An 18,542-nucleotide genomic window follows, 5' to 3' on the forward strand; every position below is an offset into this window, starting at 1 on the left:
CACCGAAGATCTCCCACACCGAGAAGTCGAACGCCAAGGAATGACACTGCGACCACACACCCGCACGCGGCAGGTCGGCATCCAATATCTCCAGCAACCGGGTCACGTTGCGGTGGGCGACGGCCACACCCTTGGGCACCCCGGTGGTCCCCGAGGTGTAAATGATGTAGGCGATATCCTCGGGGCTCGGCTCGGGCAAGCTCGTGCTGGGTTGGGTGTCAATGCGGGGATCCCCGATATCACTGACATCGATGACCACCAGGTCGTGCCCGTCGAACCGGTCGGCCAACTCTGCGGTAGTGATCACCGCGATCGGCGCGGCGTCATCGACCATGAACCCGATCCGCGCCGCCGGCGCCCCCGGGTGAATCGGCAGATACGCCGCCCCGGTCTTGAGCACCGCCAAAATCGCCACGACCGCCTGCGCCGACCGCGACAGCAACAGCCCGACACACTGTCCCGGGCCCGCCCCATCACCAACCAACAAGTGCGCCAACCGATTAGACGCCTCGTCGAGCTCCCGGTACGTCATCGACTGGCCCTGGCCGCTGATCGCCACCGCCTCCGGGTTGCGCGCCGCCTGCGCGGCGAACACCACCGGAATGGACAACGCGGGCGCCGGCGCAGCGGTCAATACCGCCCGGTTACCCCACCCATCCAGGCGGGCGTGCTCAGCCTCATCGAGCAGATCCACCGACGACAGCGCCTTCGTGGGATCGGCGGTGATCGCCACCAACACGCGTTCCAACCGCTCGATCAGCGCCTCGATGCTAGCCGCGTCGAACACATCGGTGCGAAATTCCAGCACGCCGGCGATTCCGGCGGGCTCACCGGCCTGGGTCCAGCGTTCGCCAAGGTGAATCGCCAGGTCCGTGCGAGCGGTGTGGGCATCCACCGGCAGCGGCGAAACTTGCAGATCACCCAGTGTCAGCCCGGCGGCGGGGTCATGATTGCTCCCGGGCAGGTTCTGCCAGGCCAGCATCACCTGGACCAGCGGGTGATGGGTCAGGCTTCGGGTGGGGTTAAGCCGCTCCACCAACACTTCGAAGGGCACGTCTTGGTGCTCGTAGGCGGCCAGGCTGCGGGCCCGCACCTGGGCCAACAACTCGGCAACCGTGGGATCACCGGCCAGGTCGACCCGCAACACCAAGGTATTGACGAAAAACCCCACCAACTCATCCAGCGCCGGATCGCGGCGCCCAGCGATCGGGAACCCCACCGCCACCTCAGAGCTGGCACTGATCTTCGACAACAGCACCGCCAGCGCGGCCTGCACCACCATGAAACTGGTCGCATTGTGCTCACGCGCCACCCGAGCAACCCGCCGCTGCAGCTCCGCCGGCCATTCCACGCTTACCTGGGCACCGCGATGATCGGCCACCGGCGGATAGGGACGATCGGTGGGCAGCTGCACGCGATCGGGCATTCCGGCCAGCGCATCCTGCCAGTAGGCCAGCTGCACGGCGATCCGGCTGTCACTGTCGCCCAGATCCCCCAACTGCGCGCGCTGCCACAGCGTGTAATCGACATACTGCACCGCCAAATCGGCCCACCCCGGGGCCTGCCCCACACACCGGCTGGCATACGCCACCCCCAGATCCCGCACCAACGGGGTGATCGACCAGCCGTCGGCGGCGATATGGTGCACCACCGCCACCAACACGTGTTCGTCATCGCCGACACGGAAAAGCCTTGCCCGCAAGGGAATCTCGGTGGCCAAATCAAATGCGTAGCGCGCCACCGCCTCGATCGCCCCATCCAGCCGGGGTGGCGACCAACCGCGGGCATCAACGACGTCCCACCCCACATCGGCCCGCTCAGCACGGACGACCACCTGCTGCGGTATCCCCCCCGGCGCCGGGAACAAGGTACGCAGGCTTTCATGGCGGGCCACCACATCGCCCAGCGCCGCACCCAACGCCTCGACATCCAGCCGGCCGTGCAACCGCAGCGCCGTCGCCACGTTGTAGACCGGTGAAGGTCCCTGCAACTGATCGATAAACCACAACCGGCTCTGCGCGAACGACAACGGAACCACCGCCGGTCGCTCAGCCGCCACCAGCCGCGGCAGCCGGCCGGCACTCGCACCGACCCGCGGCGCCAACAACGCCACCGATGGCGCCTCGAACACGGTGCGCACCCCAAGATCGGTATCCAGGCTGATGTTGATCGCGGCGATCAGGCGCATCGCCGAAATGCTGTCCCCGCCCAGATCGAAGAATGAGTCATCAACCCCGACCCGCTCCACACCGAGCACATCGGCATAGACACCGGCCAGGATCTCCTCGATGGGCGTGGCCGGGGCGCGGTACTCACCGGCGCCGTATTCCGGTGCCGGCAGGGCCCGAGTGTCCAGCTTGCCGTTCACCGTCACCGGCAGCGCCTCCACCACCACCACCGCCGCCGGCACCATATAGCCCGGCAGTAGCTGCCCCAGCTGGGTGCGAATCTCGGCCGGGTCGGCGGTGCCGGTGATGTAGCCCACCAGGCGCCTATCCCCCGGGCGATCCTCACGCGCGATCACCGCCGCCTGCCCCACCCCATCCAGCCCGGACAACACCGCCTGCACCTCACCACACTCGATGCGATACCCGCGGATCTTGACCTGCTCATCGGCACGCCCCAGATAATCCAGCTGCCCATCAGCACGCCAGCGCACCAAATCCCCGCTGCGATACATCCGCAAACCCGCCGCCCCGAACGAACACGCCACAAACCGCGACGCCGTCAACCCGGCACGACCCAGATAGCCCACACCAACCCCAGCACCGGCCACATACAACTCACCGACCACCCCGGGCGGTACTGGCCGCAAGGATTCGTCGAGCACGAACAACGCCGCCCCGGGCACCGGGAATCCGATTGGGACGGCGCCGGGTGTTCCGGCCACGAGCGGCGTGCTTATCGCGACACACATCGTCGTTTCGGTCGGGCCGTAGGCGTTGAGCATCACCCGCCCCGGCGCCCACCGATCCACCAACTCAGCCGGGCAGGCGTCACCGACCACCACCAACGACACCGACCCCAAACCCTCGGGCGACAGCACGCTCACCGCGGAGGGGGTCTGGGTGAGCACGCTGACCTGTTCGCTGACCAACAGCGCGTGAACGTCTTGCGGTGAGCGGACCACCGAATCCGGTACCACCACCAGCCGCCCACCACGCAGCAGCGCACCGAAGATCTCCCACACCGAAACGTCGAACGCCAGTGAGTGGCTCTGCGACCACACCCCGGCCTCCGGCAGCCCGGCATCCAGCGGCTCGAGCAGCTGCGTGACGTTGCGATGAGTAATCGCAACACCTTTGGGGACGCCGGTGGTCCCCGAGGTGTAAATCAGGTAAGCGACGCCGTCGGGGCCTGGCACCGATAAGGGCCGGTCTGGATGGGTGTTGAAACCGGAGTCCCAGATATCACCGACATCGATTATCGCGATGCCGTGGCCGTCGAGCCGGTCGGCCAGCTCTGCGGTGCTTACGGCGGCCAACGGCGCGGCATCGGCAAGCATGAACCCAATCCGCTCTGCCGGCATTCCGGGGTCGATCGGCAAATACGCCGCGCCGGTCTTGAGCACGGCCAGGATCGAGATGACCGCCTCGGCCGAACGCGAACATAGCAACGCCACGGACTGTCCCGGGCCCGCGCCCCGGCCGGCCAGCAAGTGCGCCAACCGATTAGACACCTCGTCGAGTTCCCGATACGTCATCGACCGGCCCTCACAAACCAGCGCGACTGCCTCCGGCGCCTGCACCACCTGCGTGGCAAACAACGCCGGAATAGACACCCCGACCGTCGGCCCAGCAGCGGTCAACGCCGCCCGGTTCCCGATCACATCCAGCCGGGCCCGCTCACCCGCGTTGAGGAGATCCACCGACGACAACGACCGGGTCGGATCGGCAGTCATCGCCACCAACACCCGCAGCAACCGCCCGATCAGCGCCTCGATACTGCCCGCATCAAACACGTCGGTGCGAAACTCCACCTTCCCGCCGATGCCGGCGGCCTCGCCGGCCTCGTTCCAGCGTTCGGCCAGCGAGAACACCAAATCCATGCGGGCGGTATAGGTGTCGACCGGAACTGACGTGACTTGCAGTCCCTCCAGCGCCAATCCAGCGGCCGGATCGTCGTGCCCGGCGAAGTTCTGCCAGGCCAGCATCACCTGCACCAGCGGATGATGCGTCAGACTTCGGGTCGGGTTGACCCGCTCCACCAGCACCTCAAACGGTACGTCTTGGTGTTCGAAGGCCGCCAAGCTGCGCGCCCGCACTTGCGCCAACAGATCGGTGAAACTCGGATCACCGCCCACATCGATCCGCAACACCAAGGTATTGACGAAGAAGCCCACCAATTGATCCAGCACGGGGTCTCGTCGACCCGATATCGGAAAGCCAATCGCCACATCAGAATTCGCACTGACCTTCGACAACAGCAACGCTAGCGCGGCCTGCACCACCATGAAACTGGTCGCATTGTGTTCACGGGCCACCCGGCGAACCTGGTGCTGCAGCTCGACCGGCCAGTCGACTTCCACACTGCCACCACGCTGGTCAGCAACCGCAGGGTAGGGGCGGTCGGTGGGCAGCTGCAGCCGCTCGGGCATTCCGGCCAGGGCAGTCTCCCAATATGCCAGCTGCCCGCCGATGCGGCTGTTGCTGTCGTCGAGTTCGCCGAGCTGGGCACGCTGCCACAGCGTGTAATCGACGTACTGTACTGGCAATTCGGCCCAGCCGGGGGCCTGCCCCGCGCACCGGCTAGCATACGCCGCGCTCAGATCGGCGGCCAGCGGCGTCAGTGACATGCCGTCTGCGGCAATGTGGTGCACCACCACCACGAGCACGTGTTCGTCCACGTCGACAACGAAAAGCCTTGCTTGAATTGGAATTTCAGATACCAGATCAAACACGTAGCGAGCCGTCACTTTGACGGCCTCGTCCAGCTGGCTTGCCGAGTATCCGGTCGCATCGACGACATCCCAGCCGAAATCGGCTCGCTCTATTGGCATTACCAGCTGCTGGGGTGTTCCCTCGTGCGTCGGGAACAGGGTGCGGAGGCTCTCGTGACGGGCGACCACGTCGGCCAGTGCCGCACCGAGCGCCTCGGCATCAAGCTGTCCGTGCATCCGCAAGGCCGACGCCATGTTGTAAAGCGGTGAGGGACCTTGCAACTGGCCGATGAACCACAACCTGCTCTGCGCGAAGGACAACGGAATTGTCGCTGGGCGTTCACCGGCCACCAGCGACTCGAGCCGGTCCTCGACCTCGGCGATGCGGGGCGCCAGCTGGGCGACCGTGGGTGACTCGAACACGGCGCGCACGGCAAGGTCGGCTTCCAGCGCGGCATTGATCTCAGCGGTCAGGCGCATCGTCGACAGTGAGTCGCCACCCAGGTCGAAGAACGAGTCGTTGACGCCGACGCGCTCGACGCCGAGGACTTGAGCGTAGATGCCGGCCAGGATTTCCTCGACCTCGGTGCTGGGGGCGCGGAAATGATCGACGTGATAGTTCGGTGCCGGCAGGGCGCGGATATCGAGTTTGCCGTTGACCGTCACCGGCAGCGCGTCCAGCACCACCACCGCCGTCGGGACCATATGGTCCGGGAGCCGATCGGCCAGCGCCGCGCGTGTCTTGGCCGGCTCAGCGGTCCCGGTGACATAACCCACCAGGCGCTTGTCGCCGGGCCGGTCCTCGCGGGCGATGACGACCGCCTGCTCGACCCCGTCGAGCGCGGACAGGACCGCCTGGATTTCGCCGAGTTCGATGCGATAGCCGCGGATCTTGACCTGTTCGTCGGCGCGACCTAGGTAGCGCAGTTGGCCATCGGGGCCCCAGCACATCAGGTCGCCGGTGCGATACATACGTACTCCGGGGGCACCGGCTCCGACGAAGGGACAGGCCACGAACCGCGATGCGGTCAACGCTGTGCGACGCCAATACCCGACGCCGACTCCGGCACCGGCGAGGTACAACTCGCCAATCACACCGGCCGGCACCGGCTGCAACGATTCGTCGAGCACGAAGAACGCCGCCCGCGACACCGGCGAACCGATCGGTGGGAATCCCGATCCCGCTGTCAGCGGGGCGCTCTTGCTGGCCCACATGGTGGTTTCGGTTGGGCCGTAGACATTGACCATGATCCGGCCGGGTGCCCAGCGGTCCACCAACTCGGGTGGGCAGGGCTCCGCGCCGATCACCAGCGCCGCCGACTCCAGCCCATCCTGGGAGAGCACTCCGACCGCCGACGGGGTCTGGGTCAGCACCGTGACCTGCTCGCGGACCAGCAGAGCGTGGAAGTCTTGCGGGGAACGCGCCACCGAGTCGGGCACCAGCACGAGCCGCCCGCCGTGCAGCAGTGCACCCCAGATCTCCCACACCGAGAAGTCGAAAGCATAGGAATGAAACTGCGTCCACACCTGGCCGGGCGCCAATTCCACGCCCATCTCCAGCGAGTCGAACAGCTGCGCGACGTTGTATTGGGTCACCGCAACACCTTTGGGCACGCCGGTGGTGCCGGAGGTGTAAATGATGTGGGCCAGGTCGTAGGGCGACGGATCCGGCGGTGGCGTGCTGGGTTGGATGTGCACGGCGGGATCGCCTACGTCGATCACCTCGACGTCGAACCGATCCAGCTTGTCGGCCAGCGCGGCGGTGGTGAGCGCGACCATCGGCGCGACGTCGGCAAGCATGAACTCGATCCGGACCTCCGGCAGCGCCGGGTCGATCGGCAGATACGCCGCCCCGGATTTGAGCACCGCAAGGATCGACACGATCGCCTCGACCGACCGCGAAAACATAAGCGCCACAGACTGCCCCGGACCCGCACCACGCTTGACCAGCAGATGCGCCAACCGGTTGGCCGCCTCGTCCAGCTCGCTATAGGTGACAGACCGGCCCTCGAAGGTCAGCGCCAGTGCGTCTGGGGTGCGGGCCACCTGCGCGGCGAACAACCCCGGGATCGACATCAAAGGCGCCGGGGTACGCTCCGTCAGGACCGCTTCGTTGCCCCACTTCTGTAGCTGGGCGTGCTCGGCGGGATCCAGCAGATCAACCGACGACAGCCGGCGGTCCGGATCGGCGGTGACCGCCGTCAGCGTCCGCTGCAACCGTTCGATGAATGCCTCGATGGAGCCGGCGTCGTAGACGTCGGTGCGGAACTCCGCAGTCACCGCGATCCCGGCGCGCTGACCGGTCTCGGTCCAGCGTTCGGCGAGCGAGAACGTCAGATCCATGCGGGCGGTGTCGGTGTGCACCGGCATCGGCGTGACCTGTACGTCGCCCAGGGCCAACGTGTCGTTCGGGTTGTTGTCATGCCCGGGAAAGTTCTCCCAACCCAGCAGCACCTGAATCAACGGATGGTGGGTCAGGCTGCGGGTGGGGCTGAGCCGTTCCACCAGGAATTCGAAGGGCACATCTTGATGCTCGAACGCGGCCAGGCTGCGTCGTCGCACCTGGGCCAGCAGCTCAGCGAAGGTCGGATCGCCGGACACATCGACACGCAGTACCAAGGTGTTGACGAAGAACCCGACCAGCTCATCCAGCGCGGGGTCGCGGCGCCCTGCGATCGGGAACCCAACGGCCACATCGTTGCTCGCGCTGACCTTGGATAGCAGCGCGGCGAATGCGGCCTGAACCACCATGAAGCTGGTCGCGTTGTGTTCGCGTGCTACCCGGCGAACTTGCTGCTGCAGCTCCATCGGCCAGTCCACCGCCAGCCGCGCGCCGCGGTGATCGGCGACCGGCGGGTAGGGCCGATCGGTGGGCAGCTGCAGGCGTTCGGGCAGCCCGGCCAGGGTGTCTTCCCAGAAGTCCAGCTGCGCCGCGATGCGACTTAGCGGATCTTCCGGATCACCGAGTTGGGCTCGCTGCCACAGCGTGAAATCGACATACTGCACCGCCAGCGGCGTCCAATCGGGTGCTCGCCCCGCACACCGGCTGGCATACGCTACCCCTAGATCACGTGCCAACGGCGTGATCGACCAGCCGTCGGCGGCGATGTGGTGTACCACGGCCACCAACACGTGCTCGTCCTCGCTGACAACGAAAAGCTGTGCATGCAACGGGCTTTCGCTTGCCAGATCAAAGGTGTACCGCGCCGCGGCCTGAATGCGTTGGCGCAGCCGCTCTTCCGACCACCCGGCGGCATCGATGACGTCGCACGCAAAGCCGGCCTCCTCGGTGGGCACCACAAGTTGCTGCGGTATCCCGTCGGGTGCCGCGAACAGCGTGCGCAGGCTTTCGTGGCGGTCCACGACATCGGCCAGCGCTGCAGCCAACGCTTCGGTGTCAAGGCGCCCGCGCAGCTGCAGCGCCACCGCGACGTTGTAGATCGGAGAGGGTCCCTGCAATTGGTCAATGAACCACAACCGGGTCTGGGCGAATGACAACGGAATCACCGCCGGCCGCTCACCGGCCAGCAACGGCTCCAGCCGGCCCGCTTCTCCGCCGGTGAGACGCGCCAGTTCGGCAACGGTGGGCGCCTCGAACACCGCGCGCACCCCAAGGTCGGCGTTGAAGCTGGCGTTAACCGCGGCGATCAGCCGCATCGCCGACAACGAATCCCCGCCCAGATCGAAGAATGAGTCGTCGACCCCGACCCGCCCCAGACCCAGTATCTGAGCGTAGATGCCGACCAGAATCTCCTCGGCCGCGCTGACCGGAGGGCGGTAGCGATCGGCGTCCTGATAGTCGGGTGCCGGCAGCGCCTTGCGGTCGAGCTTGCCCGAGGACGTCAGCGGGAACTCCTCAAGCGCCACAATGTGGGTCGGCACCATGTATTCGGGCAACCACGCGCTCAACCGCTCCCGCACCTCGCCCACCTTGGTGTTGGTGCGTGGGTCGTTGGCGTGGCTGATGCGGTGCCGGATCTCGGTCGGGGGCAGGTAAAGGTCGGTCAGCAGTGGGGCGTGCCGGTCACCCAGGGCGCTTAGGTCAACGAAAACCGCGCTGAGAGTGCCAGATTGGGCGCCCCAGGTCACGGCGACGTGATAGCCGGCGGCCTCACCTGTGCGGTGCAATTCTTCGGGAACGGTGGCATCGGGGACACCGCCGGCGCCGGCCTGCGCCAGCGCGTCGGACACGGGCAACCCCGCGCCGAGCGCGGCTTCGACGTTGACATCGGTGATCAGACCGGCCCGCGGGATGCCGGTGACGCGAACGACGGCCGGGCGCTGCGAGACCAGTTCGTCGTGCAGCCCGCGCAGGCCTTCGCACTGCGCCCACGCCCAGGTGGGCGCGGTGGCCAGCGAACGTACGGGTGCCGGGGTCTTGTGGATGATGACGTCGTAGCGGTACCGGTTGAGTTCGTTGTCAGCCAATCCGCGTTTGACTTGGATGTCCAGCCCGCCCGCCGATGCGCGGCCGTCGGCCCAAGTGGTGAAAAATTCCGGTGCCAACAGCAATTCGGTCTCGCCGAGCAGGGCGTGGCGGACCCGCTGGCGGATGTCGGCCGTGTCGGTGGCGCCACTGCGGCTCAGCGCGATCGAGGTTTGGAACGCGTCTTGCAAGCTGTGGTTACGGACGTCGCCGATGAACACCGCACCGCCGGGGGCCAGCAGATCCATTGCAGTGTCGATGACTTCGGCCAGATACCCCGCGTTGGGGAAGTATTGGACGACCGAGTTGAGAATGATGGTGTCGAAGTGGCCCCGCGGCAGTCCGTCCGCGACGTGGGCGGGTTGGGTCAACAGCTCTACACGATCACGCCAGCCGATCTGCAACCGCTCCATCGAGCGGGCCAGATTCTCGATCGCCACCGCCGAAAAGTCGGTGGCGACATACTGTTCACACTGCGGCGCGATCTCCGCCAACAGCAAGCCCGAGCCCGCGCCGATCTCCAGGACTCGCCGCGGCCGCAGCGTCATGATCCGATCCACTGTGGCGGAACGCCATTCAACCATCTCTTCGAGCGGGATCGGATCGCCGGTGTAGCTGCTGTTCCAGCCACGGAAATCCATGCCGAATCCCGACCCGTCCTCGGCGCCATACAGATCGTCATAGAGGTGTTGCCACTCTTCGACGTCTTCGGCGTCCTGGTCCGCCGTGGTGGCGTGATCGAGGGTGAGATAGGCGACCAGGTAAGAGCCGGTCGCGCCGTCCTGCACGGTGACGGCGGCCTGGGTGACCTGCGGGCAGGCCAGCAGGGTGTTTTCGATTTCGCCCAATTCGATGCGTTGTCCGCGCAGTTTGATTTGGGTGTCAGCGCGGCCCAGATAATCCAGGGTTCCGTCGGCGGCCCAGCGCACCATATCCCCGGTGCGATACATCCGTTTTCCAGGCACCCCGACGGCCCCATAGGGGCCCGAAAAAGGACTTGCCACGAACCGCTCCGCGGTTAACTCCACCCGTCCCGCGTAGCCGTGCGCCAGCGCGGGCCCGCTCAGATACAGCTCGCCCACCACCCCGATCGGGGCTGGCTTCAGCCAGGCGTCGAGCACCAGCGCGCACACCCCGGGAATCGGAGCGCCGATGCGGACCGGCTGCCCCGCCGACAGGGGCGAGCTGGAGGTGACCCAGATGGTGGTTTCGGTGGGGCCGTAGACGTTGAACATCCGCCGACCCGGCGCCCAGGCGGCCACCAAGTCCGGCGGGCAGGCCTCCCCGCCGACCATCAGCGTGTCCAGCCCGTCCAGCCGGGTTCGATCCAGCGACGACAGCACCGTCGGGGTCATGAATGCCGCGCTGACCCGCTGGGTCTGCAGCAACGCGGTCAACGCATCCCCGGCATACACCTGCGGCGGCGCCACCACCACCGCCCCCCCGGATTCCGCCGCCAACAACATCTCGCCGATTGACGCGTCAAAGATCGGCGAGGCCACCATCAGCACCCGCGCATCCGCACCCAACCCGGACAACTCACATTGCGCCGCTGGCCAACCCAGCAGACCGGCGTGACTGACCGCTACCCCCTTAGGGGCGCCGGTGGACCCCGACGTGAAGATCACATAAGCGGTGTTGTCCACGCCCAGCGGCGCCAGGCGGTCGGCGTCGGCGATCGCCTCCGCGGAGCGCCCGGACACATCGAGACCGTCGATGCGCACCACCGGACGCGCCCCGGCCCCGGCCACGGTGTCGCCAGCACAGGTCAACACGCACACCGCGCCCACCGCGTCCAACACCGAGGCGATCCGCTCGACCGGATGGGCCCGATCCACCGGCACATAGATCCCGCCGGCCTTGACCACCGCCCACCACGCCACCACCAACTCCACGCACCGATCCATCGCCACGCCCACCGCGCGCTCGGGACCCACCCCCGCCTCGATCAGCACCCGCGCCAACCGCGTCGACCACTCGTCAAGCTCGCGATACGACGCTTCCCGCGCACCGTCGATGACCGCCACCGCGTCCGGGTCGGCCGCCGCCGCCGCGGCCAACAGCTCCGGCGCAACCCCAAGCGGGGCCTGCACGCCCGCGCCGGACCACCGCTGCAGCCGGGCATGCTCACCGGCATCGAGCAGATCAATCGACGACAACCGCCGGGTCGGGTCGGCGGTCATCGCCGCCAGCACCTGCCGCAACCTCTCGGTCACTACCTCGATGCTGGCCGCGTCGAACACGTCGGTGTCGTATTCGACGTTGAAGCCAAGTTCGCGGCCGGGCAAGGCTTCCGCCGTCAGCGGGTAGTGGTTGTATTCGCGGTTGGTGAACTCGGCGATGGCCAACCCGTCCCCGCTTGATGGGCCCAACGGCACGCCGGTGTCGAGCGGGTAATTCTCGTACACGAAGAGCGTGTCGAATAGTCTTTCGTGGCTGGTGACGCGGTGGATCTCGCTGAGTGCCAGATGCTGGTGCTCGAGGGTGTCGTTGTGGGTGGTTTGCAGCTGGTCGAGCAGGTCTTCGGTGGTGGTTGCCGCGGTGATGGTCGCCCGCACCGGCACCGTGTTGATCAGCAGGCCCACCATCGATTCCGCGTCGGCCACTTCGGGCTGGCCTACCCGAGACCGCGCCGTGCCGAAGGCGACATCATGCCGGCCGGTCAGTGAGGTCAGTAGCAGCGCCCAGGCGCCCTGCAACACGGTGCTGACGGTGGTATGACACGCGCGCGCCAGCTCGCCAAGCGCCAAAGTGGTCTGCTCAGACACCCGAAACGAGGCAAAGCCTCGCCGCCCGAGCCCTAGCCGATCCTGTGGTCGATCCTGTGGGCCGACCAGTGTCGGTGTGTCAAAGCCGGCCAACACCTCACCCCAGGCCGCACGGGCGGCATCGAGGTCTCGATCGGCCAGCCAGGTAATGAATGCCCGATACGACGCGGCCGCGGGCAGCGGCTGCCGGTAATAGCTGGCCAGTATCTCTCGCAGCAAGATCGGCAACGACCAGCCATCGAGCACGATGTGGTGATTGGTCAGCACAAACCGGTGCCGATCCGTTGCGGTACGGATCAAGGCGGCTCGAAAGGCCGGCTGGTCGGCGAGGTCGCAGACCGCGACGCGCTCGGCGGCGCACAGCCGCTGGATCTGCTCGTCCGGATCGATATCACCGTCAAGTTCGACGTCGATACCAAGATCAACAAAGCGCCACGCCACCACGGGATCGGCCGGGATGATCTGCACCGGCTCGTCGAACTGTGAGGCGAATCGGGCCGCCAGGTGCGGATGCCGGGTGACCGCCGTGTGCACCGCGTCGCGCAGCCGGTGCGGGTCGAGGGCACCGGTCAGGGTGAACTCCAGCTGCACCGCATACATGTCGTCGTCCTTGCCCCGCGCGGTGCTGGCGTGAAAGAGCAGACCCTGCTGCAAGGGGGTCAACGGCAAAATATCGGCGATCCGGTAGTGCTGGCACAGCTCATCGATCTGCTGCTGGCTCAGACGGGCGGGAGCGATATCGGACGGGGTCAACCCGCCCCCACCGCCTCGCACATGGGCGCAGATGCCGGCCAGGGCCTCACCCCACAACCGGCTGAGCCGGCCGACCTGCGCACGATCAAGGGCCGACGGCGCCCACATCCAATCGGCGCGCAGGCGCGGGCCGTCCTCGGTGTCGACCGTGCCGGCGTTGAGCTCCACAGTGTGCACCAGCGGCATGGGTATTGCCGTCGCGGCGCCGGTAAACGACAGCCCTTGCTCGCCGAGTCGCCAACCATCATCAACCGCGCCGACCGCCCGGACGGCCACCCGCCCCAGATAGTTGAACCCGATCAGCGGGTCGGAGCCGGCCAGGTCGATCTCGGTATTCAGATAGCGCAGCACACCGTAGGTCAGCGGATCCGGTAGGGCGCGCAGCTGCTCTTTGGCGTCCTTGATCACCCCGCCCAGCGCCGCCTCGCCAGCCACCACCTGCGCCCAACCCAACCCACCCACCGACCCCGCGACGTTTAGAGACACCGGGTATTTGGTGGTAAACCAGCCCACCGTGCGCGACAGGTCCACATCGGCAGCCAATTCCTCGTGGCGGCCGTGGCCCTCCACGTCGATACCGATCGGCGCGCTGTCGTTGCCCACAAACCCGACAAACTCGGACACCGCCAACCCGACCGCAATCAACAAAATGTCTTGCACCCCGGCATGAAACGCCGCCGGAACCTCAGTGAGCAGCACCCGGGTCGTTTCGGCATCCAGTTCCACCGTCAAATGCCCGGCAGTGGCGAATGTATCCACGTCCGGGCGCACCGCCGGCAACACCGCACGGGTCGCCGCCACCTGGCGCCAAGCCTCGGCCTGAACCACAACGCTTGGGGCATAGGCGTGCTCGGCCAGCAGCGACGCCCACCGCTGAAACGACGTCCCGCCCGCCGGCAACGCCACCGGCTGCCCGCCGTGATGCTGGCCCCAAGCGATATTCAAGTCCTCCAACAGAATTCGCCACGACACCCCGTCGACGGCCAGATGGTGAATGATCAACACCAACTGACCACTAGAGGCCGCCCACAGCGCGCTGAGCATCACCCCGGCCGCCGGGTTCAACCGCGACCGCGCTCCCGCCACCGCCGCATCGGACAACACATCCACCGCTTGCAGGCAGTCGCGGGCAGCCACCGACCCCGACTCAGGTACCTGCAACGACCAACCCCCCGCCACCTCGTCGACGCGCAGCCGCAGCATCGCATGCCGATCCAGCAAGACCTGCAACATGACCACCACATCGGCCTCGGTGACCCCCGCGGGAGCCTGCACCAGGACCGTCTGGTTGAACTGCTCGACGGAGCCGCCCGTCCCTCCCAGGCTGGCCAGCCAACGCATGATCGGGGTCGCGACGACCTGCCCGATGCCCTCATCGATCGGGCCGTTCTCAGCGCCGGCCACCGCGACTACCCGGGCCAACCTGGCCGCGGTCTGCTCCACGAAGATGTCGCGCGGTCTGCACGTCAGGCCGGCGGCACGGGCCCGCGCCGCCACCTGCATCGCCGAAATGCTGTCGCCGCCCAGCTCGAAGAACGAGTCGTCGACCCCTACTCGCTCGAGCCCGAGTACCTGGGCGTAGATGCCGGCCAAGATCTCCTCGGCGGGGGTGGTCGGGGCACGGTACTCACCGGCGGTGTATTCCGGCGCCGGCAGGGCGCGGATGTCGAGTTTGCCGTTGGGGGTCAGCGGCAGCGCGTCTACGGCCACCACCGCCGTTGGCACCAGGTAGGCCGGCAGCTGCTCGGCCAGCGCAGCACGTATCCCGGCCGGATCAGCGGTCCCGGTGACATAGCCGACCAGGCGTGCGGCGCCGGGGCGGTCCTCGCGGGCGATCACCGCCGCGTGCTCGACTCCATCCAGTCCCACCAGTGCGGCTTGAACCTCGCCGCACTCGATGCGATACCCGCGGATCTTGACCTGCTCATCGGAGCGCCCGAGGTAATCCAGCTGCCCATCGGGGCGCCACCGCACCAGATCCCCGGTGCGATACATACGCTTTCCGGGCGCACCGGCCGTGCCGAACGGGCAAGCCACAAACCGCGATCCGGTCAGCCCGGCCCGACCCAGATACCCCACACCGACCCCAGCACCGGCCACATACAACTCACCGACCACCCCGACCGGCACCGGCCGCAACCACCCATCCAGCACAAACAAGCCCGCACCGGCCACCGGCGAACCAATCGGCGGCACCCCCGACCCCGGCTGTAGCGGCGCACTGATCGCCACACACATGGTGGTCTCGGTGGGGCCGTAGGCGTTGAGCATCACCCGCCCCGGCGCCCAGCGATCCACCACCTCGGGCGGGCAGGCCTCACCGACCACCACCAACGCCACCGATCCCAAACCCTCCGGCGAGAGCATCGCAGCCGCCGACGGGGTTTGGGTAAGCACGCTGACTTTCTCGGCGACCAGCAAAGCGTGGAAGTCTTCCGGTGAGCCTGCGACCGACTCGGGTATCACCACCAGCCGCCCACCGCGCAGCAGCGCACCAAAGATCTCCCACACCGAGACGTCAAAGGCCAGCGAATGACTCTGCGACCACACCCCCGCCGCCGGCAGCCCCGCATCCAGGCTGCCCAGCAGCTGGGTCACGTTGTGGTGGGTCAGCGCCACACCCTTGGGCACCCCGGTGGTGCCCGAGGTGTAGACGACATACGCGAGATCCTCGGCGTCCGGTTTCGGCAAGCCCGTGCTGGGGTGGGTGACCACGGCCGGATCGTTGACATCGATGACCACCACGTCATGCCCGTCGAACCGGTCGGCGAGATCCGCGGTGGTGAGTGCGGCGATCGGCGCGGCGTCGGCAACCATGAACCCGACCCGCGCCGCCGGATGCCCCGGGTCGATCGGTAGATACGCCGCCCCGGTCTTCAGCACCGCCAATATCGCCACGACCGCCTCAGCCGAACGCGACAACAGCAGCGCTACACACCGTCCGGGGCCCGCGCCCTGGCCGGCCAACAATTGCGCCAACCGATCCGCGGCCTCATCCAGCTCCCCATAGGTCATCGACTGGCCCCCGCACACCAGCGCCACCGCCTGCGGGTTGCGTGCGACCTGCGCGGCAAACAACCCCGCAACCGACTCCGGTGCGGCCGCGGGCCGGGTTAGTACCGCCCGATGCGCGATTTCGTCCAGCCGGGCATGCTCGCCGCCATCCAACAGATCCAGCGACGACAACCGCCGGCCCGGATCAGCGGTCATCGCCACCAATACCCGTTCCAACCGTCGCGCTATATCGGCGACGTCGTGATTCGGAAACGGCCGCCCAGCGCCCAGTGTGCTGAGTAAGAGCTCGTCACCGGTGCCGGAGAAGACCAACCCAAAGCCGCTTACGAGGCCAGGAAGTAGTGACGCCGATGCCGCGGCGCCACCAAACGGCACGGTAAATGTGGTCGGAAGGAAATCAACGACCACCCGATTGGCCAACTCCCCCGGACCGCGCGGGTGAGTTTTGCGCTCAAGGGCCTGCGCCGGAAACCTCTGATGCTGCAACGCTTCCCGGATGCGCGTGTCAACATGCGCACAAAGGCCGGCAACCGCAGATGCCGGCGAAAGCCGCAACACCAACGGCACAACGCCGGCAACCATCCCCGGCACCGTCTTGGACTCCGGGCGTACCCTCCTGCTGACCGGGAAGTCAAGCACCACCTCGGGACCCGCTGCGCACCACTCGCGCACCAGGAGTGCGCATGCTGCGGTGATGACCGATGATCGAGGCATGTTCCACGCTTGACACAACTGCGCAACTCGGCGAAGGATCACCGGGTCCAATGGAACCGGCGCAGAAGATCGATACGGATCACATTCGCTCGGGGCCTGGGGCAACCGATAGTGCGGCCCACTTTCCAGGGGAAGGTTCCTAGCCCAATAGGCTCGATCTTCCAGATACTCGTTGGACGCTTCGTACTCTGATTCGCAGTCAACCAGGTCCCGCAACGAGCCGAAGAAGGCGGGCGGGATCGGCGCGCCAGAAACGATCGCGGAATAGACCGAGGCAATCCGATGGCCAAGCAGCGCAAAACCGGATCCATCGATGACGATGTGGTGGCAACAGGCGAACAGGTAGAACTCGTCGATCCGCGTCCGAAACAACACGAATTTGAACAGCGGGCCGTCGAGCGGCATTGGCGTGCGTTGGATCGACGATGCGGTCTCACGGGCTTCCTGCACGGCACGGGGCGAGGAGCTCAGGTCATAGAACTCCAACTCGACATCCGGGTAATCGATCGCCCTTTGGAAGACCTCGCCATCCACCTCGAAGAAGGCGGCCCGTACCGGTTCGGCCTCTTGCACCCCTCGGCGGATAGCCCACTCAAGGGCATCACGCTCCAGCGCGCCCTCGATCTTCACAAACAGGCCCAGCTGCCACTCCCCAACCGAGTCACCCGTCTCCTGCGCCAGCCATATGTCCAGCTGCCCACGCGTGACCGGGAACGCCCGGTCGCCAAGCTCCATCCCACTCACCAATCGACCGGCCTGGCGAGCAAGCTCCCCGCCCTCAGCCAATCTTTCGCCCAGACTTCTCCGCATGTCGGTCGAGTTCCGGGCGTAATCACTGGCCCCGCAACAACTTGCGCAACCGCTAACTGAGCAGTCAGCGCTTCCACTGACACGCTGTTCGCCTGCCAACCCCCCGGAACCACTCGCAGCGTCACCACTCACGCTCCCTCCGGGATCTACGAAATGCCATGCGCTAGAACACATGATCCACGGATCATTGCATGTGTCAACTATTGCCCTTCGCTACGGTTACGTAGGTGAATACGACGGCTCCGTAGGTACGCCAGAACAAGATTTTCCACAAACGATTGCACCCGTCCACTTGCCTATGGTGCCAACCGCTCCGTAGACACATCCCCCAGCATATTCCACAAACGATTGCAGTCTCAACTTACCCACGGTGCCTACGGTTACGTAGGCGAAAGCGACGGTTCCGTAGGTTTGTCTTCGTAGCCTCTCGCTTCGCTGGACGTCCACTGCCGCCCGCAGGTGCGACGCTGGGCAAACGGCGCGGCAACAACAGATTTCGATCGCGCCCAACGCAACCGGGGGCCTGAGATTCTGGTCTGGCGATCTACTTCTGTGATCCGCACAACACTTGGCGCACAGCGACACTGCGCCCTAAGAAAGGGCTGTGGCTTCTAACAACGATTTTGACTCCGCCTGGCGTTGGCGCTGGCTGCGGACTCTTCAAAAACGCACGGTCTAAACGCAATTCGGCGCGCGGCCGGTTTCAATCGCCGGGCGGGCAACCTGCACCGGGACTCCGGGCGACTTGCACCACTCGCCCGACATACCAACATCCTTCCCGCGGGACCAGCGGCCCACCAGGCAGGTGTCGACCAGCAGGGGTCTACACCAACGTGGGCTATCGTGGTCGTTATCAACTATTTTCTGCTAGACAGAGGTTAGGTGGCCGATGAGTGTCAACCCGTTTGACGATGACGATGGCAGCTTCTTTGTGTTGGTCAATGACGAGGAACAGCACAGTTTGTGGCCGGCTTTTGCTGAGGTTCCAGCGGGTTGGCAGGTGGTTTATGGCGAGGCGACTCGTGCGGCGTGTCTAGAGTATGTCGAGCAGAACTGGCCCGATATTCGGCCGAAGAGTCTGCGGGACAGGTTGGCGCAGGGCCGCTCTTTGGATGAATGAGCCGTGCTGGGCGGCCTTTCCTGAGGCACAGTGCACTGATCGGCTGGGCAGAATGCC

At 66.3% G+C, this 18,542-nt stretch carries 2 protein-coding genes (1 of these 2 only partly in view); one reads left to right on the forward strand and one right to left on the reverse strand.

Annotation, left to right across the window (positions count from 1 at the left end; genetic code table 11):
- On the reverse strand, positions 1-17,290 hold the 5' portion of the coding sequence (locus AADZ55_RS19800) for a non-ribosomal peptide synthase/polyketide synthase (protein WP_341286231.1). The gene continues 2,681 nt to the left of window position 1, outside the view; the window shows 17,290 of its 19,971 coding nt (coding positions 1-17,290); it begins with the start codon at positions 17,288-17,290; its stop codon lies beyond the left edge, outside the window.
- A gap of 964 nt (positions 17,291-18,254) precedes the next feature.
- Here AADZ55_RS19800 and AADZ55_RS19805 point away from each other — a divergent pair.
- The gene (locus AADZ55_RS19805) at positions 18,255-18,485 is read left to right on the forward strand and encodes an MbtH family protein (RefSeq protein ID WP_085326329.1); all 231 of its coding nucleotides are present in this window, start codon (positions 18,255-18,257) and stop codon (positions 18,483-18,485) included.
- Positions 18,486-18,542 lie beyond the last annotated feature (57 nt).

The sequence above is a fragment of the Mycobacterium decipiens genome (genome assembly GCF_963853665.1).
GTDB lineage: Bacteria > Actinomycetota > Actinomycetes > Mycobacteriales > Mycobacteriaceae > Mycobacterium > Mycobacterium decipiens.